This window comes from Pseudoxanthomonas jiangsuensis (assembly GCF_010093185.1).
Taxonomy (GTDB): domain Bacteria; phylum Pseudomonadota; class Gammaproteobacteria; order Xanthomonadales; family Xanthomonadaceae; genus Pseudoxanthomonas; species Pseudoxanthomonas jiangsuensis.
Genome location: NZ_PDWL01000002.1, coordinates 58,800 through 78,829, shown reverse-complemented (window position 1 = coordinate 78,829; position 20,030 = coordinate 58,800). Strand labels below are relative to the sequence as shown.

Genomic DNA, 20,030 nt, shown 5'->3' with positions numbered 1-20,030 from the left:
GTGGTGGCCGGGTGACGGCGGCGTGGTGGCGGCATGAACGATCGGCTGCCAGCGGCAGGGCCGCGGCGGACCGGGCCGGCGCCGCGCCCTTGTGTTCGCTCCTCGCGTTACAGCGAGGCTGCCAGCCGTCGCAACCCTTCCTCGAACGACACCGCCGGCACGTAGCCGAAGTCGCGCCGCGCAGGTTCCATGCTGTACCAGTGGGCGGTGCTCAGCTGCTCGGCCAGGAAGCGGGTCATCGGCGGCTCGCCGCGCAGGCGCAGCAGGGGCCACAGCCGTTCGCACACCGCGCCGATGCGGTAGGCGGCCTTGAAGGAAATGGATTGGGTCACCGGCGGTGCGCCCGCCGCCGCCAGCAGGCGATTGAGTACCTCGCGGATCGGCAGGGGCTCGCCATTGGAGATGAAATAGGCCTTGCCGGCGCAGGCCGCGCCGGGCCGCAGGTGTTCGAACGCATCGAAGTGCGCCTGGGCGGCGTTGTCGATGTAGGTGGTGTCGACCCGGTTGTCGCCGGAACCGACGATGCGCAGCCGCCCGGCGCGCGAGCGCTCGACCAGGCGCGGCAGGATGTTGCTGTCGCCGGGGCCCCAGATCAGCCGCGGACGCAGGGCCACCACCGCCAGGGTGGCGTCGTTGGCCGCCAGCGCTTCCTGCTCGGCGATCGCCTTGGTCGCGGCGTAGGGCGCCTGGAAATCCTCGCCGTAAGGCACCTCGTCCGCGCCCAGGCCCTCGACCGGATGGGTGGCGCGGTGGGTGACGCTGGGCGTGGAGGTATAAACCAGGCGGCCGATGCCATGCGCGCGGCAGGCGGCGAGCACGTTGCGGGTACCGACCACGTTGGCCTGGTGGTAGCTGTCGTAGCTGCCCCAGGCGCCGGCCTTGGCGGCGTTGTGGAACACCGCGTCCACGCCGTTGGCCGCGTGCAGGACCGCGTTCGCATCGGCCAGGTCGCCGCGCACCTGGCCCACGCCCAGGGCGGCCAGCGGCGGCGAATGGCTGCGCTGGAAGCTCACCACCTCGTGGCCGCGTTCGCGCAGGCCGCGGCACAGGGCCAGGCCGAGGAAGCCGCCGCCGCCGGTGACCAGGATCCTCATGGCTTGCCTCCTGCGATGCGCGCCGCGGCCCATTGCGCGAGCTTCTCGCGGCCGATCTTGGCGTTGTGGCGAATGTCCACCGGGAAGCCCGGATGGCGCAGGAAACGCTCGATCCGCGCGGTGTGCGGATGGCGCGCGCCGAGTTCACGCAGCTCGGCCTCGATCCGCGCGAACTCGCCGGCGGGCGCCCCGGCGGCCAGTTCCACGCACAGCACCGGCCGCTGCGTGCCCGCCGCGCCGACCCCGACCAGGGCGGTGCGCCGCACCTGAGGATGGACGTTGAACACCGGCTCGACCTGCTCGGTATGCAAGGGGCCGTCGGCCGTCTCCACCCGCTGGGTCTTGCGCCCGCAGAACCACAGCCGGCCTTCCGGATCGAAGTAGCCGACGTCGCCCATGCGGTGGACGACGCGTTCTTCGCCATCGCCCAGGCGCTCGCGGATCTTGGCCGCGGCGGTGGCGGCCTCGCGATTGAAGTAGCTGTCGGTGGCGGTGGGCCCGGCCACGGTGATCTCGCCCACCTCGCCGGGCGCCAGCTCGCGCACGCCGCTCCAGTCGGCGATGGCGCCATCGTCGATGGCGATGATCCGCACCTGGTTCGGCGCCACCGGGCGGCCGACGCAGGTGCCGGCGCCGGCCTCGGTCGCGGCGCGGGTGGCCTGCAGCTCGCGGCCTTCGATCACCGCCACCGGCAGGCATTCGGTGGCGCCGTAGGGCGTCCAGAACTGGGCGTCCTCCGGCAGCAGGGCGACGATCCGCTCGACCACCTCCGGCGGCACCGGCGCCCCAGCCGAGGTCACCCGGCGCAGGGTGGGCAAAGGCCGGCCATGGTCGGCGAGCACACGCATCAGCGCCGGCGAGCCGAACAGCTGGGTCGCGCCGAAGCGCCAGACCGCGTCGTGCAGGCGGCGCGGATCGGCCTGCGCCGGCCGGGTCGGGTCCATGTCCGGGATCACCGAGGTCAGGCCCAGGGCCGGATCGAACAGCGCGAACGGCGGGAAGGTCGGCAGGTCCACTCCGCCCGGCTCGATCCCGAAGGCCCGCCGCATCATCTCGATCTGGGCGAGGAAATGGCGGTGGCGGTAGACCACGCCCTTGGGCACCCCGGTCGAGCCGCTGGTGAACAGGATCGCGGCCACCTCGTCCGGCGCGGTGGTGGCCAGCTGCGGCCCGGTGCCGGCCCCGGCGCGCTCGACCGTGGACAGGGTGGTCCCGCCCCAGCCGAGACGGCGGCCGACCGTGACCAGCCTCGTGGCAGAACGCGCCCAGCCCAGCAGCCGGCGCGCCACGTGCGCCAGCGGGATGCCGATGAAGGCCTCGGCCCGGGCCTCGTCCAGGCACTGCTTCAGCGCGCGCCGGTCGATTCCCGGATCGACCAGCACCGGCACCGCGCCGGCCTTGAACAGGGCGAACATCAGCAGGAAGAACTCCGGCGACGGCCGCACCATCACCACGGTGCGGGTGCCGCGGCCGATGCCGTAGGCGGCCAGGCCGGCGGCGATCGCGTCGCTGCGCGCATCCAGGCTGCGGTAGTCCAGGACCACGTCGTAGCGGGCCAGGCCGCCGCCGGGCGCGCGCCGGCCGGGGCAGCGGATCGCCGCCTGGCGCGGGCGTTCGGCCGCCAGCCGCGGCAGCGCGGCGGCGATGTTGCAGGGTTCGGTCATCCGGGGATTATCGCCCGCGGCCGGATGCCGCGGGCCGTCCGGGCTCCGCGGCATGGCGGAGGCGAGCCCCTGCCTGCCCCTTGCGTGGCGCCCGCGGCCGGAAAAAAATGGCGGCCCGCACCGCTCCCCGCCGCCACCACGGGCCGGCCCCGCCATGCATCCCTGCCTGACCTGCGGCGCCTGCTGCACGCAGTACCGCGTCGCCTTCCACTGGATGGAGTCGGACGAATCCACCGAAGGCGGCGTGCCGGCGGCGCTGACCGAGCGCCTGGACGCGCACCGGCTGTGCATGCGCGGCACCTACGCCCCGCCGATCCGCTGCGTGGCCCTGGATGCGGAGATCGGGGTGTACTCGCGCTGCAGCATCCATCCCAGCCGGCCCTCGGTCTGCCGCGAGGTGGACGCGTCCTGGGAGTACGGCGTGGCCAGCTCGCAGTGCGACCGCGCGCGCGAGGCCCACGGCCTGCCGGCGCTGGGCCCGGCCGACTGGCGCTGGCGCGACGACGCCGGCAACGACGACGGCCATCCCGACGACAACGGCAACAGCCCGTCCTCGCCGCCGGTGACGCCGATCGCGGCGTGAGGCGGGATCAGTCCTGCAGCGGATGCGCGTCCAGGAACGCGCGGATCGCCGGCACCAGCACCTCGTGTTTGTCCTCGAGCACGTAGTGGCCAGCGTCCTCGAACGCATGCACCTGCGCCTGCGGCAGGTCGGCGCGGAAGCGCTCGAGGAAATGGCGGTCGAACACGAAGTCCTTCAGCCCCCAGCCGATGAACGCCGGCCGGTCGGCGAACGACGGCAAGGCCTTGCCCGCCGCCTCCAGCAACGGCCAGGCCGCGTCCTTCGGCGACAAAGGGATGTCCTGCATGAAGCGGATGGTGGAGATCCGGTTCTTCCACGAGTCGTACGGGGCCACGTAGGCGCGGCGCACGTCCGCCGGCATCCTGCGCTCCACGCCCAGCCACGAGGCCCCGGCCGAGAACGCGTTGAACGCGCGGATCACCACCTCGCCGACGAAATAGTCCCGGCCCAGCGCGATCTGCCAGGGCATCGCCTTGGCCGCCGGCATCGGGAACGCGGCGGTGTTGAGGATCACCAGCCGCTTCAGCTGCGCCGCGTGCGCCAGCGCCCAGCCGAAGCCGATCATCCCGCCCCAGTCGTGCACCGCCAGGGTCACCGGGGTGGCGTCGTCGACGCCGGCGTGGCGCAGCAGCGCTTCCAGGTCGTCGACCCGCGACTGCAGGGTGTAGTCGTAGCGCGGCGCGGCGGTCGGGCGGTCGTCGGGCTTGTCCGACAGGCCCATGCCGACGTGGTCGGGCACGATCACCCGGTACCTGTCCGAAAGCCCCGCCACCAGCGTGCGCCAGTAGTAGCTCCACGACGGATTTCCGTGCAAGGCGACCACCACCTCGCCGTCGCGCGGGCCCTCGTCCAGATAGGACATGGCGATGCCGGGGCGGACTTCGAAGCGCCGGGGCTGGGTGGGGTAGCCGGGAAACTGGGACACGGTCGGGGAGCTTCGCGCGGAAACCGCGCATTGTAGGCCAGCGCAGACGGCGGCCGGCCCACGGCGGCAGGCGCTGCGGCGCCCCCGTCGGCCACGCCAGCGACTACCATGCACGCCCGCCCCACCGCCTCGCTGCCATGACCACGCCCCTGCCCTATCTAGACGACACCCAGATCGAGCGCCTGTCCGGACTGCTCGAACAGCGCGCCGTGCCGTTCAAGGGCCTCAACCTGGAAGCGCTGGACGGCTTCCTCTCGGCCCTGGTGGTGGCGCCCTCGGAAATACCGCTCGGCGAATGGCAGCCGCGGGTCTGGGGCGGCCAGCCGCCGCGCTGGGACAGCGAGGAGGAGGCCGCCCAGGTCCAGCAGTTGCTGACGGGCCACTGGAACATGTGCGCCGCGCGTGCGCGCCACGACGGCGACACCCTGCCCGACCACCTGGCCCCGCTGCTGTGGCTACCCGAGGATCCGGAGTTGACCGGCGAGCAGGCGTTGCACGAGGACGAACTCGACGTCGGCCGCGACTGGGCGCTGGGCTTCTTCACCGCGGTGATGCTGCGCGAGCAGGAATGGGACCAGTGGCTGGACGAGCACGACTGGATCGAGGAGATCTTCGACCAGCTCGACCGCCTGGCCAGCGGCGAGGCGATCGACCCCGAGGACCCGGACGCGCCGGCCACGCCCGTCGGCTATCGCGAGCGCCTGGCGATCGTCGTCGAGCTGCCCTCGATGCTGGCTGACCTCAACCACCACCGCGTGCATGCGCTGACCCCGCGCGAACCGATCCGCCGCGAGGACGTCCCCGGCCGCAACGATCCGTGCTCCTGCGGCAGCGGGAAGAAGTACAAGAAGTGCTGCGGGGTGGAGTGAGGCAGGGACGCCCTGCTACCACTCCACCTCGGCCATCGAGCAGTTCAGCCCCGAGCCGATGCCCAGCAGGGCGATCCGGTCGCCCTTCTTCAGGCGGCCCAGCTCCTTGAGCTTGCTCAGCACGATCGGCACCGAGGCCGGGCCGATGTTGCCGTGCTCGCCGAAGATGGTCATGACCTTCTTCGGGTCCACGCCCAGCGACTTGATGAAGGCCTGGGTGTGCGGGCGGCTGACCTGGTGGATCACGAACTGGTCCAGCTCCTCCACCGCCCAGCCCAGCGCGACCTTGGCCGCGGCGAAGGTCTTGGTCGCCAGCTTGATGCCCTCGATCAGCAGCATCCGGGTGTCGGTGACCATGCGGTCCAAGTTGCCGCGGCACAGCTGGTTGAACTCGGTGGCCGAGCGGGTCACCCCGCCCTTGTAGCGCGGCGCGTCCGGGACCAGCTCGCGGCGGGCCAGGACCATCGCGGCGGCGCCGCAGCCCAGGGTCAGGGCGGCCATCTCGTCGCGGAACTGCTGCTCGGTCACGTCCGGCGAGGTCATCCGCTCCAGGGTCTTCTCGTAGACCAGGTTTGCGGTCTCGCCGTCCACCACCAGGGCGTAGTCGATCTCGCCGCGCTCGAGCATGCGCGCGGCGATGTCCATGCCGTTGATGAAGGCCAGGCAGGCGTTGGCGACATCGAAGGTCATGCACTCGTCGCCCACGCCCAGGTTGCCGGACACGATCGAGGCGGTGGACGGCTCCAGGTAGTCGCGGCTGACGGAGGTGTTGACCAGCAGGCCGACCTTGTCCACGCCGACGCCGGCGTCGTCCAGGGCCTTGCGCGCGGCCAGGGTGGCCACGTCCGAGGCCTGGACGTCGTGGTCCCACAGGCGGCGGGCGTGGATCCCGGCGATGTCGCCCAGCACGTCGACCCGGATGCCGAGGCGGTCCAGGGTCGGCTTCAGCCGCTCGTTGATTTCCTGCGAGGTCAGGGTGTGCGGCGCATCCACGTGCGCCAGCCCCGCGATGGAGACGTTCTTGAAAAGCATGGCTTGACCGCGCCGGTGGGGCGAAAGGACCGAGGATTCTACCGGTTGGCCGCCTTCACCGCACCTTTACGTACGGATCGGCGCGGACGCGGTCAGGGAGAACAGCGCCAGCCGGCGAAGCGCTGGCTGCCGCCGGCCGGCTCGCCCAGCGGCTGCAGGACGTTGGCGCCCAGGCCCGGCCCCTCGTTGCGGGCCAGGGTTTCCAGCTCGTCGCGGACCTTGACCGCGTTGCGCTCGTAGAAGGCCACGCTGTCCTTGACCGAGACTTCGATCTCGCCCAGCCGGGTGCAGCCGGCCGGGGCCGCGCCGGCCGGGATCACGCGCACCGCCTTGGCCTCCGGCTTCAGCGGGACCCAGGTGCAGGCGGCCAGAGGCAGGGCGAGGACGAGCAGGACGGGGAGGCGCAGGGTCATGGTCGGGGTCCGGAGTGGGCGGTCGGCGGAGCCAAGGCTGCCGGCCGTGGGATGAACGTCATCGTAGCGAAGCGCCATTGTAGGAGCCGGTCTTGCCGGCGACCGCCATGGCGGAGGCGTCTGCGTGAAACCGGGCGCCATTGATGCGTCCGCCTCCACGGTCGCCGGCAAGACCGGCTCCTACAGGAGAAGCGTAAAGCACGCGGGCAGCGGGTACGCATGCGCCGGCTCGGGGGCCGGCGCACGCGCATGGCTCACTTCTTCACGGCCACCGGCTTGCCGTCGGCGTCCACCACCTTGACCTCCCCCAGGCCCAGCGCGCGCACCGGCTGCTCGACCTGCTTGAGGTCGCCCACCACCACCCAGACCAGCTTGTCGGGGTCCAGGGTCGCCGCGGCCTGCTTCACCTGGTCCACGGTCAGCGACTCGATCTCGGCCTTGCGCCGGAACACGTAATCGTCCGGACGGTCGTAGCGGACCAGGCCGCCGATGGTGCCCATCACCGCCCGCCCGGTCTCGTAGGCGCCGGGCAGGCTGCGGATCTCGGTGGCCTGGATCTTGGCCACCTCGGCCGCGGTCGGCGGGGTCTTGCCGCTGGCGTACTCACGCACCTCGCGGTCCAGCTCGGCCAGCGACTCGGCGGTCTTGTCGATCTGGACCGGGGCGAAGGCCATCCACGGCCGCTGGCCGAGGGCGCCGGAGGCGAAGCTGTAGGCGCCGTAGGCCCAGTGCTTGTCCTCGCGCAGGTTCATGTTCAGGCGCGAGGAGAACTCGCCGCCCAGCACCGAGTTGGCGAAGTCGAACTTGATCGTCTGCGCGTCCTTGGTCGAAGGCACCACCTGGCCGGCCAGGATCGTGGCCTGGACCGCGCCGGGCTGGTCGATCAGGTACACGGTCGGCTTGGCCGGCCGCTGCACCGCCGGGATCGCCGCCGCGGCGGCGGCTTCGCCCTCGGCCTTCCAGTCGCCGAAGTGCTTCTCCAGCAGCGGCACGACCTCGGCCAGGGTGGTGTCGCCGACCACGATCAGAGTGGCGTCGTCCGGGCGCACCCACTGGCGGTGGAAGGCGGCCAGGTCGTCGCGGGTCAGCGAGGCGATCGAGGCCTCGGTACCGGTGCCGCTGAACGGGATCGCGTAGGGATGGCCGGCGCCGTACAGCAGGGGCGGCAGCACGCGCTGGGCGGCGCCGTTCGGGCGCGCCTTCTCCTGGGCGATGCCGGCGATCCAGGTCGCGCGGACGCGGTCGATCTCCTTCTGCTCGAAGCGCGGCTGGCGCAGCATGTCGGCGAACAGGTCCAGCGACGGGTCCAGGTTCTCCTTCAGCGCCGACAGGTAGGCGTTGCCACCGTCCAGCGAGGCGCCGGCGCCCAGGGCCGCGCCCAGCGATTCGGCGCGATTGGCGAACTCCAGCGCGTCCAGCGCACCGGCGCCCTCGTCCAGCATCGACATGGTGAAGCTGGAGGTGCCCAGCTTGCGGCCCAGGTCGGCGGCGAAACCGCCCTTGAACTCGTAGCTGAACTGCACCACCGGCACCGCGTCGCGGCGGGCCAGGATCACCCGGGTGCCGTTGCCCAGGGTGGCCCGCTCCAGCGCCGGGAATTTCAGCTCGGGGAAGCTGTCGGGCATCGGCACGCCGGTGCTGCGGTCGACCGTGGCCTTGGCCGCCTTGAACTTCGGATCCGGCTTGGGCAGGACGAACGGTGCCGGGGTCGGCGACGGCTCCTCCTCCAGCACGGTGCGCTCGCCCGGCAGCACCACCAGGGTGTGGGAACCGTTGCCCAGCCAGCTGCGGCCGGCCTGCTGCACTTCGGACGCGGTCGCGCGCTCGAGCGTGGCCAGGCTGTCGCGGTAGCAGCCCGGGTTGCCGGTGTAGACCGCGCACTCGGCCAAGGCGTCGGCCTTGCCGCCGAAGCCGCCGATCCGCTCCACCCCGCGCACCACCTGCGCCTTGATCACGGTCTGCGCCTGCTGGAGTTCAGCCGCGGTCGGGCCTTCGGCCAACAGCCGGGCGATCTCCTCGTCCAGGATCGCCTCGACCTTGGCCGGGTCCACGCCCTGCTTGACGTCGGCGGTGACGTAGAAGGTGGAGGCCAGCTCGAACGGCTGCACGTAAGTGCTGACCTTGTCGACCAGCTTCTCGTCGAACACCAGCCGGCGGTCCAGGCGCGAACTCTTGCTGCCGCCCAGCACCTGGCTGAGCAGGGTCAGGCGGTCGAGGTCGGCGTTGCCGTAGTCGGCCACGCTCCAGGCGCGGTAGATGCGCGCCTGCGGGACCTTGTCGGTCATGGTCGCGCGGGAAGCCTGGCGCTTGACCGGGCCGGCCTGGACCCGCTCCAGGGTCGGGCCGGCGGGAATGTCGCCGAAGTAGCGCGCCACCTTTTCCTTGGCGGTGGCCAGGTCGATGTCGCCGGCCAGCACCAGCACCGCGTTGTTCGGGCCGTACCAGGCGCGGAACCACTGCTTGACGTCCTCCAGCGAGGCGGCGTCGAGGTCGTTCATCGAGCCGATCGTGCTGTGGTGGTACGGGTGGCCCTTCGGGTACAGCGCGCGGTAGATCTCGTCGTCGGCCTGGCCGTAGGGCTGGTTCTCGCCCTGGCGCTTCTCGTTCTGGACCACGCCGCGCTGCTCGTCCAGGGTCTTCTGGTCGATCGCGCCGAGCAGGTGGCCCATGCGGTCCGATTCCATCCACAGGGCCATGTCCAGCGCGGTGGTCGGTACATTCTGGAAGTAGTTGGTGCGGTCGAGCCAGGTGGTGCCGTTCATGTCGGTGGCGCCCACCAGTTCGAACGGCTCGAAATACTCGCCCTGGTGGTTCTCCGAGCCGTTGAACATCAGGTGCTCGAACAGGTGGGCGAAGCCGCTGCGGCCGCCGGGCTCGTCCTTGCTGCCGACGTGGTACCAGATGTTGACCGCCACGATCGGCGCCTTGCGGTCGGTGTGCACCACCACCCGCAGGCCGTTGGGCAGGGTGAATTCCTCGTAGGGGATCAGCGCCTGGGCGGCGGCCGGCGCCCGCGGGGCGGCCACGGCCTGCGGCAGCCAGGCGGCGGCGCCGAGCGATGCGGTGATGGCCAGGACCAGGGCGGCCGTGCGTGGCCTGCGGGATACGGTCATGGTGACGCTCCTTGGAGGGTAAGTCGGCCGATCCTAGCGAGCCCCCCCGCGCTTTACACTAGGCCACAAGCCATGCCGGTCCGGAGCGGTGCCATGCCGGAAGCGAACCCAGCCACGCGCCATTGCCTGGTCACCGGGGCCAACCGCGGCCTCGGCCTGGAATTCGTACGCCAGCTGCTGGCGCGGGGCGAGCGGGTGGTCGCCACCTGCCGCCAGCCCGGGAAGGCGGCCGCCCTCAACGCCCTGGCCGGCGAGCACCCCGGCCGCCTGCACGTGCTACCGCTGGACGTGGCCAGTGCGCGCAGCCGCGACGAGCTGGTGCGCGAACTTCCGCTGGTGCTCGACGGCGCGCGCCTGGGCCTGCTGCTCAACAATGCCGGCCTGCTGCACGGCGGCGAGCGCTTCGGCCAGGTCGCCGAATCGGACCTGGACGCCAGCCTGCGCACCAATGCGACCGGCCCATTCCTGCTGACCCAGGCGCTGGCGCCGTGGCTGGCCGACGGCGACGGCGACGGCGCCCGGCCGGGCGCGGTGGTGGCCAACCTGTCCTCCGAGATCGGCTCGCTGTCCGGCCACGGCGAGTTCCGCACCCCCAGCTACGCGATCGGCAAGGCCGCGCAGAACATGGCCAGCGTGCTGCTGGCGCGGGCGCTGGCCCCGCGCGGGATCCGGGTGATCGCCCTGCATCCGGGCTGGGTCCGCACCGACATGGGCGGCGAGCGGGCACCGCTGGCGGCGGCGGACGCGGTCGCCGGGCTGCTGGCCACGCTCGACCGCCTTGGGCCGCAGGACAGCGGCCTGTTCCTGGACCGCGTAGGCCGTCCGGTGCCCTGGTAGGACCGGCGCCGCGGGCCGACCCGCAACGCCACCGCCCACTCCGGGCCCCGCCGCTCCGGCAGTCCTCCGCGCCCGCATTTCGACCAGGCCCGGCGTCCGTCCGCCGGGCGAGCGGACGTCCGCGCGCCCGGCGGACACTCTGCATTCTTCTGGAAAACCCTTTCCAATCAATTCATTGCAGTTGGCACGCGTCCTGCGTTGATCCAGCCGACCCCGAAACGGGGCCAAGGCCGGAACTGAACACCCGTTGAACCACACCGCAGGCAGCACAGCTGATGGTTGCACTTGCTGATTAGGTGTATTACTTTACTACCACACCACACATCAACAACACCGGAGCACCCCATGAACGCCAAGACCCTGACCGCCGCGATGAGCCTCGCCCTGTCGCTGGCCACCCTGGCCCCCAGCGCCCTCGCCGCTTCCCCCGCCCGCGCCGACCACATCGTCGACCTGCCGGCCATCCAGGTCCGTCCCGACGCCGCCCTGCAGGCCGAACTGCTGGCCAACGCCCCGCGCGTGGACCACATCGTCACCCTGGAGACGGTGCAGGTCCGCCCGGACCGGGCCACGCTGGCGCAGCTGGACGCGCTGGCCGCGGTGCGCGAGCGGGTGGTCGACCTGGCCACCGTGTACGTGCGGCCGACCGCCGAGCAGCTTGCCGAGCGCACCGCGATCGTCGCCCGCGAACAGGCCGAAGCGCTGGTCGCCCAGGTGGGCAGCCAGCTGGCCTCGAGCCTGGCCGCCCAGGTCCGCAGCGTGCAGCCGTAAGCGTGCCGGCCGCCCGCTCCGGCATGGAGGCGCCCCGCGCCGCACCGGGGCGCTCCATCGCCACGACTAGAATGGCGCGATGCCCGCGCCCGAATTCGACGTACTGCTCTACCAGCCCGAGATCCCGCCCAACACCGGCAACGTGATCCGGCTGTGCGCCAACACCGGCGCCCGCCTGCACCTGATCGAACCGCTCGGGTTCGCGATGGAGGACAAGCAGCTGCGCCGGGCCGGACTGGACTACCACGAGTTCGCCCGGGTGCAGGTGCACCCCGACCTGGAGACCGCACTGGCGGCGATCCGCCCGGTCCGCCTGTTCGCCCTCAGCACCCGCGGCCAGGTCCGCCACGACCAGCCGGCCTATGCCGACGGCGACGCCTTCCTGTTCGGCCCCGAGACCCGCGGCCTGCCGGCCGGGGTGCTCGATGCCGTGCCCGAGGCCCAGCGCCTGCGCCTGCCGATGCGGCCGGGCAACCGCAGCCTCAACCTCTCCAACGCCGTGGCCGTGGTGGTGTTCGAGGCCTGGCGCCAGTCGGGCTTCGCCGGCGGCCTGTAGCGCCCTCCGTACTCCTTCGTACGCCAGACTGCGGCCAAGTGCCCGCCGTGCAACTGCTTTTTTGCATGTTAGCGGTATACATCGTTGTCATTCTTGGTTTCCAGCGCTGTCATCGAACGAAGGCGGATCAGGCGCTTCGAGCAACGTACGCAGGTCAATGGAGCGACCCTCCGGACGATCGTTTCAATCGCTGCGCTTCAGTGCGACTTCCTTTAAAAACAATTGCTTGAGACGGATCTTCCGGCGGTCCGCGCACATTCCATGCTGCACAGCAGCACATTCGGGGATGTTAGCGCTACATCGACGGGTTCTATCTGCTATTCCCCACTGACGTTTGACAACGCTGTCAGACATGGCCCAAATGCGGCCCGTCGGGGACTGGCGGTCTCCGTACAGACAACTCGAACTTTCGTTCATGACCCCGGGGAGGGAATTTTCATGAAGCAGCTGCAAGCCGTGCCGCGGAAGCGGCTCCTGTCGTCCGCACTGCTGCTGGCACTGGCCCAGCCAACCGTCGCCCAGGAACAGCAGGACCAGATCAACGAACTCGACACCGTGGTGGTCACCGGCATCCGCGCCAGCCTCCAGTCGTCCATGAACCTCAAGCGGGACTCGCAGGGCGTGGTCGACGGCATCGTCGCCGAGGACATCGGCAAGTTCCCGGATACCAACCTGGCCGAAGCGCTGCAGCGCATCAGCGGCGTGTCGATCGACCGCACCTCCAGCGGCGAAGGCTCCAAGGTCACCGTGCGCGGCGTCGGCCCCGATTTCAACCTGGTGCTGCTCAACGGGCGCCAGATGCCGGCGTCCAACCTCGGCCCGGGTGGCGCGGGCACCTCCAACTCGCGCTCCTTCGACTTCGCCAACATCGCCGCCGAGGCGATCGCCGCGATCGAGGTGCACAAGACCGGCCGAGCCGAGCTGCCCACCGGCGGCATCGGCGCCACGATCAACGTCAAGACCGCCCGCCCGCTGGAAATCCGCGAGCCGCTGGCCAGCATCGGCTTCAAGGCCGTGCACGACACCTCGGCGCGCAACCTGCCGGACAGCTACCCCGGCGCGCTGGTCACCCCCGAAGTCTCCGGCATCTTCAGCAAGACCTTCGCCGACGGCACGTTCGGCATCATGCTCAGCGGCTCCTACCAGGAGCGCGAGTCCGGCTACAGCCAGGCCAGCGTGGCCGACGGCTGGATCACTTTCCCCGGCGATTCCAACAGCTGGAACGCCCTGCCCGCACCGGGCACCGGCTATTCGGACCGGATCACCAACCGTCCGGGCCCGGACGACGTGTACGCGCGCCCGCAGAACACCGGCTACAGCGTCAATGGCGTGCAGCGCCAGCGCACCAACGGCCAGCTGACCTTGCAGTGGGCCCCGAGCGAAAACCTCACCGCCACGCTCGACTACGCCTACATGGAGAACAAGGTCCAGCAGCAGCGCAGCGAACTGTCGGTGTGGTTCAGCCAGACCGCCGGTGACAGCTCGTGGACCGACGGCCCGGTTTCGGCGCCGATCATCTACCAAGAGGAATACAACAACGCCGACCTGTCGATGGGCGGCATGCAGCTGGCGACCAAGAACAGCGGCGACTCGCTGGGCTTCAACGTGGAGTGGGAGGTCAACGACGCACTCAGCCTCGCATTCGACTACCACAACTCCAGCGCCGAATCGCGCCCCGACAGCCCGCTCGGCTCGGCCGGCGTGCTGGGCGTGGCGTCCTACGTGCGCGGCAACACCACGACCGACTACAGCGGCGAGATCCCGATCATCAACGTGCAGCTGCCGCCCGGCATGACCTCGCTGCAGGCCGCCGATGCGCTGGTCACCGGCTCGGTCTTCCAGAACAGCTACAACAAGTCCGAGGTCGAGCAGTTCCAGGCCGACGGCACCTTCAAGTTCGGCGACTACTCCGGCCTGGACTTCGGCGTGTCGGCCACCGAGGTCAACAACCGCACCGCCTCGGCGGTGATGCAGCGCGACACCTGGGGCGGCGTGGGCAGCCCGGCCGACTACGACGACAGCATCTGGTCGGCCGACAACATGTCGCGCTACTTCAAGAGCTTCGGCAACAGCGGCAATCCGGACTGGACCGACCAGTTCCTGGTGTTCGATTTCGAACGCCTGCGCCAGGCCGCGATCGACGTTTCCGGCTGCCCGACCTGCTACGAGATGCCGACCGAGTTCACCGACGACCTGCGCACCACCGAGAAGTCCAAGAGCGCCTACCTGCAGTGGACCACCAGCTTCGACTGGTCGATGCCGCTGGACGTGGCGGTCGGCGTGCGCTACGAGGAGACCGAGGTCGATTCCTCGGCGCTGGTGCGCATCGCCAACGGCATCTCCTGGGACGCGGCCAACGAGCTGAACGTGACCTACCAGCCGGGCCAGGACTTCACCGAACTGGAAGGCAAGTACGACTACGTGCTGCCCAACCTGGACCTGGCCCTGCACGTAACCGACCAGATCACCCTGCGCGGCAGCTACAGCGAGACGATCGGCCGGCCCGGCTGGCAGCAGATCCAGGGCGGCCAGCGCCTGGCCGGCATCGTGCGCGTGGACGGCGGCGACGGCAGCCGCGGCAACCCCGCGCTGGAACCGCTGCTGTCCAAGAACTTCGACCTGTCCCTGGAGTGGTACTACGGCGACGCCAGCTACGTGTCGGCCGGCTACTTCCGCAAGAACATCGAGAACTTCATCAGCGACACGATCGTGCGCGAAGAGCCGTTCACCCTGCACACGCCGGTGGGCGGCGCGTACTGGAACGCGGCGATCAGCAACGGCGGCTGCACGGCCGCGGACCTGCCGTGCATCCGCGACTACATCTTCGCCAACTACGCCGGTTCGCCGGGCGTGAACTACACCGGTCAGAACTCGGCCGGCCAGGCTACCGGCAGCATCGTCGGCCAGCCGGGCGATCCGGTGGCCGGGTTCGACATCACCACCCCGTCCAACCAGCGTTCGGACCACCTGGACGGCTTCGAGATCAACTTCCAGCACGTGTTCGGCGACTCCGGCTTCGGCCTGGCCGCCAACTACACCAAGGTGGAATCGGGCCTGACCTTCGACAATGCCGATCTGGGCACCCAGTACCCGATGGTCGGCCTGAGCGACTCGGCCAACCTGGTGGCGTTCTACGACAAGAACCGCTGGCAGGTGCGTGCGGCCTACAACTGGCGCGACGAGTTCCTCAACGGCATCGGCGGCGGTGGCACTCCGCCCAACCCGAACTGGACCGAGGCCTATGGCCAGCTCGATGCGATCGTCAGCTACGAACTGCTGGACAACCTGACCCTGAGCCTGGAAGCGATCAACATCACCGACGAGACGCAGCGGATCCACGCCCGTCACGAGAACATGGTGCGGTTCGCCACCCAGACCGGGCCGCGCTACATGTTCGGCGTGCGCTACCGCTTCTGACGCCCCTCCCAGGCGCCACGGCCACGCCGCGCCCTGCCCGGGCCGGCGTGGCGGAAGGAGCCGCCGATCCTATGGCGGCTCCTTCTTTCTTGGCGGCACGCGATAAGGCACGATGCCGCACGAAGCGGCCCGCCCCGCAATCCCGAAGAACCCATGAGCAACAACGTCCTGCTGAACAGCGTCGACCACCGTGCCCTGCGCGTGGACGCAGGCCATGGCGCCGCGCTCGGCGACGATGTGATGGCCGCGCCGACCTTTCCCGGCGAGTTCCGCAATGCCCAGGCGCACTACCCGATCGTGTTCGGACGCGATGCCGCCGGCGGCTTCCATCCGCTGGTCCTGTTCGGGCTGCAGGAGGGCGCCAACCTGTTCCTCGAGGGCGAACGCTGGGACGCGGCCTACATCCCGCTCTCGGTGCAGCGGCAACCCTTCCTGATCGGCATCTCCGGTGAGCAGCGGCTGATCCACGTGGACCTGGATCACCCGCGCGTGCGCGGCGGCACCGGCGAGGCACTGTTCCACGACTACGGCGGCGCCACCGAATTCCTGGAGCGGATCAAGTCGATCCTGCTCGCCCTGCACGACGGCATCGCCGCCACGCCGGCCTTCATCCAGGCGCTGTTGCGGCACGAGCTGCTGGAGTCCTTCGTCCTGGACGTCCGGCTCGATGATGGCTCCGACAACCGCCTGGCCGGCTTCCACACCGTCGACGAGGCGCGCCTGCAGGCCCTGGACGGCGCGGCGCTGGAGCGCCTGTCGCGCGATGGCCACCTGCTGCCGATCTACATGGTGCTGGCCTCGCTGTCGCGGCTGCCCGACCTGATCGCGCGGATGAACCGCCGCCGTGCCGCCGGTCGCTGAGCCCATCGCCGAGCGCTCCGGCCTCGACCCGCGGTCGCTGCCCGACGAGGTCCTGCGCGCCGCCGAGCCGGTGGTGTTGCGCGGCGTGGTCGCGCAGTGGCCGATGGTCCGCGCCGGGCGCGAATCGGCACAGGCCGCGATCCAGTACCTCAAGCGCTTCGACCACGGCGGCATGCCGGTGGTGGCGACGGTGGCGCCACCGGAAGAGGCCGGGCGCGTGTTCTACCGGGACGACATCACCGAGTTCAATTTCCGCCGCGAGCAGGTTCCGCTGGCCGTGGCACTGGACACCCTGCTCAAGTACCTGCACGACCCGGCGCCGCCGTCGATCTATGTCGCGTCCACCACCGTGGACACCTTCCTGCCCGGTTTCCGCACCGAGAACACGCTGGACCTGGGCGACCGCCAGCCGCTGGCCAGCATCTGGATCGGCAACCGCAGCCGGATCCCCGCCCACCAGGACGTGCCGGACAACCTGGCCTGCGTGGTCGCCGGTCGGCGCAGGGTGACGCTGTTCCCGCCCGACCAGCTGGCCAACCTCTACATCGGCCCGCTCGACCACACCCCGGCCGGCCAGGCGGTGAGCCTGGTCGATTTCCATGCGCCCGACCACGAGCGCTTCCCCAGGTTCGCCGAAGCGCTGCGGCACGCCCGGGTGGCGGAGCTGGAAGCGGGCGACGCGGTGTTCATCCCGAGCATGTGGTGGCACCACATGGAGGGGCTAGACCCGTTCAACGTGCTGGTCAACTACTGGTGGCGGCAATCGCCGGCATGGATGGACACGCCGATGAACGCCCTGATGCTGGCGATCATGTGCGTGCGCGACCTGCCGCCGGTGGAGCGCGCGATCTGGAAGGACGTGTTCGACCACTACGTTTTCGACTACGACCAGGCCACCGTGGCCGGCCATATCCCCGAACCCGCGCGACGCGTGCTTGCCCCGTTGGACGAGGCACGCGTCCGCCACCTGCGCGCGCTGCTGCTGCAGCGCCTGAACCGCTGAGTACCCGACCCATGCACAGTCCCGACTCCACCCTCGCCCCCCGTCCCGTCAAGCGCGTGGTCATCGCCGGCGGCGGCACCGCCGGCTGGATGGCCGCCGCCGCCCTGTCCAAGACCCTGGGCAAGGTGCTCGACATCGTCCTGGTGGAATCGGAGGAGATCGGCACGGTCGGCGTCGGCGAAGCCACGATCCCGACCCTGGTCACCTTCCACCGCCTGCTCGACATCAAGGAGCAGGAGTACATGGCGGCGGTGCAGGGCACGGTGAAGCTGGGGATCTCCTTCGAGAACTGGAAGGACGTGGGCCACCGCTACATCCATTCGTTCGGCATCAGCGGCAAGGACCACTGGTCGGCCGGCTTCCAGAACTTCTGGCTGCGCGGGCGCGCAGAAGGCCTGGCCAGCGAGTACAGCGACTACTGCATCGAGCTGCAGGCCGCGCTGCAGGACCGCTTCTCGCACCTGCCGCGCTACCACGTCAACTACGCCTACCACATGGACGCCGCGCTGTACGCGCGCTACCTGCGCGGCTTCAGCGAACGCCATGGCTGCCGGCGGATCGAAGGCAAGATCGTGGACGTGGCCACCGATGCGGAAGGCAACATCGCCTCGCTCAGGCTCGAGCGCGGCGAGGTGATCGAGGGCGACCTGTTCATCGACTGCACCGGCTTCCGCGGGCTGCTGATCGGCAAGACCCTGGGCGTGGGCTTCACCGACTGGTCGCACTGGCTGTTCAACGACAGCGCGCTGGCCACCCAGACCACCGCCGTGCGCGACGCGGTGCCGTACACGCGCGCGATCGCCGGCGACTCCGGCTGGCAGTGGCGGATCCCGCTGCAGCACCGGGTCGGCAACGGCATCGTCTATTCCAGCCGGCACATGAGCGACGACCAGGCGCGCGAGGAGTTCCTGGGCAGCGTGGAGGGCGAGATCATCAAGCAGCCCTGGCCGGTAAGGTTCCAGCCTGGCCAGCGCCAGCAGTGCTGGGCCAGGAACTGCGTGGCCCTGGGCCTGGCGGGCAGTTTCATCGAACCGCTGGAATCGACCACGATCCACCTGATCCAGCGCGGCATCGTGCACCTGCTGCAGAATTTCCCGCAGGTGATCACCCAGCCGGCGATCGACGAGTACAACGCGCGGCTGGACGAGGAACTGCAGCACGTCCGCGACTTCGTGGTCATGCATTACCACATCAGCGACCGCCGCGACACGCCGTACTGGCGCGAAATCGCGGAGATGAAGATCCCGGACACGCTGCGCCACCGGATCGAGCTGTTCCGCGAGACCGGCAACGTGTTCCACGTGCCCGGCGAACTGTTCGGCGTGAACTCCTGGGTGCAGGTGATGCTCGGCCAGGGCATCCAGCCCCGGCGCTACCACCCGACCGCCGACGTGATGAGCCGCGAAGACCTGGCGCGCTTCCTCGGCGACATCCGCGGCAACGTGCTCGACACCGTGCGCCAGTTCCCCGCGCATATGGACCACCTGCGCCATTACGCGCCGGCGCAGGTGCCCGAAGCGGTGGCCGCGGCCGCGCGCTGAAAGCGGCGCGCGCGGCGCGCTCCGTCGACCACGCCGCGTCGCCCATACCGCGGCGCCTGCAGCGGGCCGGCGTCAGCGCGTCGCGGCCTGCCGCAGGTGCCCCCCGACCGGACGCGAGAACGCGCCGCCATCGGCCACGTCCCAGTTGATCGACCAGGTCATCACGCCACGGAAGTCGGGATAGGCCCGCTGCGGCTTCACGCTGTCGCAGCCCTGCAGCGTGGTGAGGCAGTCGAACGCGCGATTGATGTCGGCGGCGCTGGCCTGGCCGTTGTTGGCCGCGCGCGGACCGGACGGCAGCGCCAGCGCGACCTGGTCGGGGCGCAGGCCCTCGAAGCGGCCGCGCCTGCCGCCTTCCAGCGGAAAGCCTTCGATCAGCATCGTCGCCGAGGCCACCATCATGTCGACGCTGCCGCCGGGGAACTTCTCCGCGCGGTAGGGCGTGGGCAGTCCACCGTTGTTGTAGAGCTGCACGTGCAGCAGGTCCAGCTCTTCGCGCAGGCCGTCGATCAGCGGCAGGTACGCGCCCCAGATGCCTTCCATCGACACCCAGCCGCCCTGCACATAGGGATGTTCCGGCGCCATCGACACGTAGAGGTCCGGATACATCGCGTGCAGCCGCTTCACCGCCGAGACCAGGTGGCCGAGCACGGGCGCGCCATGGACCACGCCGGCGATCTTCTCCAGGTCGATGTCGATGCCGTCCAGTCCCCAGGCGTCGATGGCCTCGGCGGTGGTACGCACGAAGTTGTCTTCGTCGCGCTGCGTCTGCAGGGTCACCGTGCCCAGCTCGCCGCCGAAGCTCAGGACGACGATCTTGCCGGCGGCGCGCTTGCGCGCGATGTCCCCGCGCAAGCGGTCGCGGTCCAGCGAAGGATCCGGGTTGAACGCGATCCTGCCCTCGCCGACGTCATCGGCGAAGGCCAGGACGATCACGTCCCAGGCCTCGTCCACCTCGCCGACCGGCAGCAGGCCCAGGCCGTTGTCGAAGTTGTGCAGGTAGCCGACCAGGGCGTGGCGCGGCAGTGTCCGGCTGTCGCCGGGCGCGGCGGCGGCGGGTGACGCGGCGGCGGTAAAAGCCGGGCCGCAGAGCAGCAGGCAGCACAGTGCGAGTTTCTTCATGTGTCCTCCGTTTGAGCGCGCGGCATTCTAGACATGCGATACGACATCGCGGCCAAGCGCAGCGGCGATTGCATGCAAGTTGTCCTGCGGCAGCACCGGTCCGCTTCCCGGCACGACACGTGCGGACATCGGCGGGGTGCGGTGGCGACAGGCGCGCGACAACCTCGGGTCGCAGGGCCGATTTGCCGGAGTCGCCAGAGTTCCCGCTCCGCGCCGCAAATTCATGTAC

The 20,030-nt window shown here is 70.3% G+C and carries 16 protein-coding genes; 9 read left to right on the top strand and 7 right to left on the bottom strand.

Going from position 1 to position 20,030, the window contains the following annotated elements; genetic code table 11:
- Positions 1 to 107: 107 nt before the first annotated feature.
- Complete coding sequence (gene oleD / locus CSC62_RS01770; protein ID WP_162404451.1) at positions 108 to 1,094, bottom strand: 2-alkyl-3-oxoalkanoate reductase; 987 nt, start codon at positions 1,092 to 1,094, stop codon at positions 108 to 110.
- Positions 1,091 to 2,758 (bottom strand): olefin beta-lactone synthetase, encoded by a 1,668-nt coding sequence (gene oleC, locus CSC62_RS01765; protein WP_162404450.1) that lies wholly within the window; start codon positions 2,756 to 2,758, stop codon positions 1,091 to 1,093. Before oleC ends, oleD begins: the two co-directional genes overlap by 4 nt.
- A gap of 154 nt (positions 2,759 to 2,912) precedes the next feature.
- Here oleC and CSC62_RS01760 point away from each other — a divergent pair, with 154 nt between their 5' ends.
- On the top strand, positions 2,913 to 3,341 hold the full coding sequence (locus CSC62_RS01760) for a YkgJ family cysteine cluster protein (RefSeq protein ID WP_162404449.1): 429 nt from the start codon (positions 2,913 to 2,915) through the stop codon (positions 3,339 to 3,341).
- A gap of 7 nt (positions 3,342 to 3,348) precedes the next feature.
- Here CSC62_RS01760 and CSC62_RS01755 read toward each other — a convergent pair whose 3' ends face one another.
- Positions 3,349 to 4,266, bottom strand: coding sequence for an alpha/beta fold hydrolase (locus CSC62_RS01755; protein WP_162404448.1), 918 nt, complete (start codon positions 4,264 to 4,266; stop codon positions 3,349 to 3,351).
- 137 nt (positions 4,267 to 4,403) lie between these two features.
- Between CSC62_RS01755 and CSC62_RS01750 the strand changes: the two genes are divergently transcribed.
- Positions 4,404 to 5,135 (top strand): UPF0149 family protein, encoded by a 732-nt coding sequence (locus tag CSC62_RS01750; RefSeq protein WP_162404447.1) that lies wholly within the window; start codon positions 4,404 to 4,406, stop codon positions 5,133 to 5,135.
- 15 nt (positions 5,136 to 5,150) lie between these two features.
- On the opposite strand, the gene CSC62_RS01745 is transcribed toward CSC62_RS01750, so the two are convergent.
- The 3 genes from CSC62_RS01745 to CSC62_RS01735 all read right to left on the bottom strand — a co-directional run bounded on the left by CSC62_RS01745 (position 5,151) and on the right by CSC62_RS01735 (position 9,693).
- Complete coding sequence (locus CSC62_RS01745) at positions 5,151 to 6,167, bottom strand: 3-oxoacyl-ACP synthase III (RefSeq protein WP_162404446.1); 1,017 nt, start codon at positions 6,165 to 6,167, stop codon at positions 5,151 to 5,153.
- A 92-nt stretch (positions 6,168 to 6,259) separates the two neighbouring features.
- Positions 6,260 to 6,580, bottom strand: coding sequence for a DUF4156 domain-containing protein (locus CSC62_RS01740; RefSeq protein ID WP_425501977.1), 321 nt, complete (start codon positions 6,578 to 6,580; stop codon positions 6,260 to 6,262).
- Between the two features lie 254 nt (positions 6,581 to 6,834).
- On the bottom strand, positions 6,835 to 9,693 hold the full coding sequence (locus CSC62_RS01735) for a M16 family metallopeptidase (RefSeq protein ID WP_162404445.1): 2,859 nt from the start codon (positions 9,691 to 9,693) through the stop codon (positions 6,835 to 6,837).
- Positions 9,694 to 9,786: 93 nt separating this feature from the next.
- Between CSC62_RS01735 and CSC62_RS01730 the strand changes: the two genes are divergently transcribed.
- The 7 genes from CSC62_RS01730 to CSC62_RS01700 all read left to right on the top strand — a co-directional run bounded on the left by CSC62_RS01730 (position 9,787) and on the right by CSC62_RS01700 (position 18,679).
- Positions 9,787 to 10,530 carry an SDR family NAD(P)-dependent oxidoreductase gene (locus tag CSC62_RS01730; RefSeq protein WP_162404444.1) on the top strand — a complete coding sequence of 248 codons (744 nt, stop codon included), beginning with the start codon at positions 9,787 to 9,789 and terminating at the stop codon, positions 10,528 to 10,530.
- Positions 10,531 to 10,875: 345 nt separating this feature from the next.
- Entirely contained in the window at positions 10,876 to 11,301 is a 426-nt protein-coding gene (locus tag CSC62_RS01725) for a hypothetical protein (RefSeq protein ID WP_162404443.1), read from the top strand.
- Positions 11,302 to 11,380: 79 nt separating this feature from the next.
- Entirely contained in the window at positions 11,381 to 11,857 is a 477-nt protein-coding gene (trmL, locus tag CSC62_RS01720) for a tRNA (uridine(34)/cytosine(34)/5-carboxymethylaminomethyluridine(34)-2'-O)-methyltransferase TrmL (protein ID WP_162404442.1), read from the top strand.
- Positions 11,858 to 12,295: 438 nt separating this feature from the next.
- On the top strand, positions 12,296 to 15,274 hold the full coding sequence (locus CSC62_RS01715; protein ID WP_162404441.1) for a TonB-dependent receptor: 2,979 nt from the start codon (positions 12,296 to 12,298) through the stop codon (positions 15,272 to 15,274).
- A 153-nt stretch (positions 15,275 to 15,427) separates the two neighbouring features.
- Complete coding sequence (locus CSC62_RS01710) at positions 15,428 to 16,135, top strand: SapC family protein (protein ID WP_162404440.1); 708 nt, start codon at positions 15,428 to 15,430, stop codon at positions 16,133 to 16,135.
- Positions 16,119 to 17,138, top strand: coding sequence for a cupin-like domain-containing protein (locus tag CSC62_RS01705; RefSeq protein ID WP_162404439.1), 1,020 nt, complete (start codon positions 16,119 to 16,121; stop codon positions 17,136 to 17,138). Before CSC62_RS01710 ends, CSC62_RS01705 begins: the two co-directional genes overlap by 17 nt.
- An 11-nt stretch (positions 17,139 to 17,149) precedes the next feature.
- Positions 17,150 to 18,679, top strand: coding sequence for a tryptophan halogenase family protein (locus tag CSC62_RS01700; RefSeq protein ID WP_162404438.1), 1,530 nt, complete (start codon positions 17,150 to 17,152; stop codon positions 18,677 to 18,679).
- A gap of 72 nt (positions 18,680 to 18,751) precedes the next feature.
- Here CSC62_RS01700 and CSC62_RS01695 read toward each other — a convergent pair whose 3' ends face one another.
- A complete protein-coding gene (locus CSC62_RS01695; RefSeq protein ID WP_162404437.1) occupies positions 18,752 to 19,801 on the bottom strand; it encodes a chitinase in 1,050 nt (349 codons plus the stop codon).
- Positions 19,802 to 20,030: the final 229 nt, after the last annotated feature.

Coding starts and splice junctions, on each gene's coding strand:
- oleD (WP_162404451.1), bottom strand. CDS start 1,094: ATGAGGATCCTGGTCACCGGCGGCGGCGGCTTCCTCGGCCTGGCCCTG.
- oleC (WP_162404450.1), bottom strand. CDS start 2,758: ATGACCGAACCCTGCAACATCGCCGCCGCGCTGCCGCGGCTGGCGGCC.
- CSC62_RS01760 (WP_162404449.1), top strand. CDS start 2,913: ATGCATCCCTGCCTGACCTGCGGCGCCTGCTGCACGCAGTACCGCGTC.
- CSC62_RS01750 (WP_162404447.1), top strand. CDS start 4,404: ATGACCACGCCCCTGCCCTATCTAGACGACACCCAGATCGAGCGCCTG.
- CSC62_RS01745 (WP_162404446.1), bottom strand. CDS start 6,167: ATGCTTTTCAAGAACGTCTCCATCGCGGGGCTGGCGCACGTGGATGCG.
- CSC62_RS01740 (WP_425501977.1), bottom strand. CDS start 6,580: ATGACCCTGCGCCTCCCCGTCCTGCTCGTCCTCGCCCTGCCTCTGGCC.
- CSC62_RS01735 (WP_162404445.1), bottom strand. CDS start 9,693: ATGACCGTATCCCGCAGGCCACGCACGGCCGCCCTGGTCCTGGCCATC.
- CSC62_RS01730 (WP_162404444.1), top strand. CDS start 9,787: ATGCCGGAAGCGAACCCAGCCACGCGCCATTGCCTGGTCACCGGGGCC.
- CSC62_RS01725 (WP_162404443.1), top strand. CDS start 10,876: ATGAACGCCAAGACCCTGACCGCCGCGATGAGCCTCGCCCTGTCGCTG.
- trmL (WP_162404442.1), top strand. CDS start 11,381: ATGCCCGCGCCCGAATTCGACGTACTGCTCTACCAGCCCGAGATCCCG.
- CSC62_RS01715 (WP_162404441.1), top strand. CDS start 12,296: ATGAAGCAGCTGCAAGCCGTGCCGCGGAAGCGGCTCCTGTCGTCCGCA.
- CSC62_RS01710 (WP_162404440.1), top strand. CDS start 15,428: ATGAGCAACAACGTCCTGCTGAACAGCGTCGACCACCGTGCCCTGCGC.
- CSC62_RS01700 (WP_162404438.1), top strand. CDS start 17,150: ATGCACAGTCCCGACTCCACCCTCGCCCCCCGTCCCGTCAAGCGCGTG.
- CSC62_RS01695 (WP_162404437.1), bottom strand. CDS start 19,801: ATGAAGAAACTCGCACTGTGCTGCCTGCTGCTCTGCGGCCCGGCTTTT.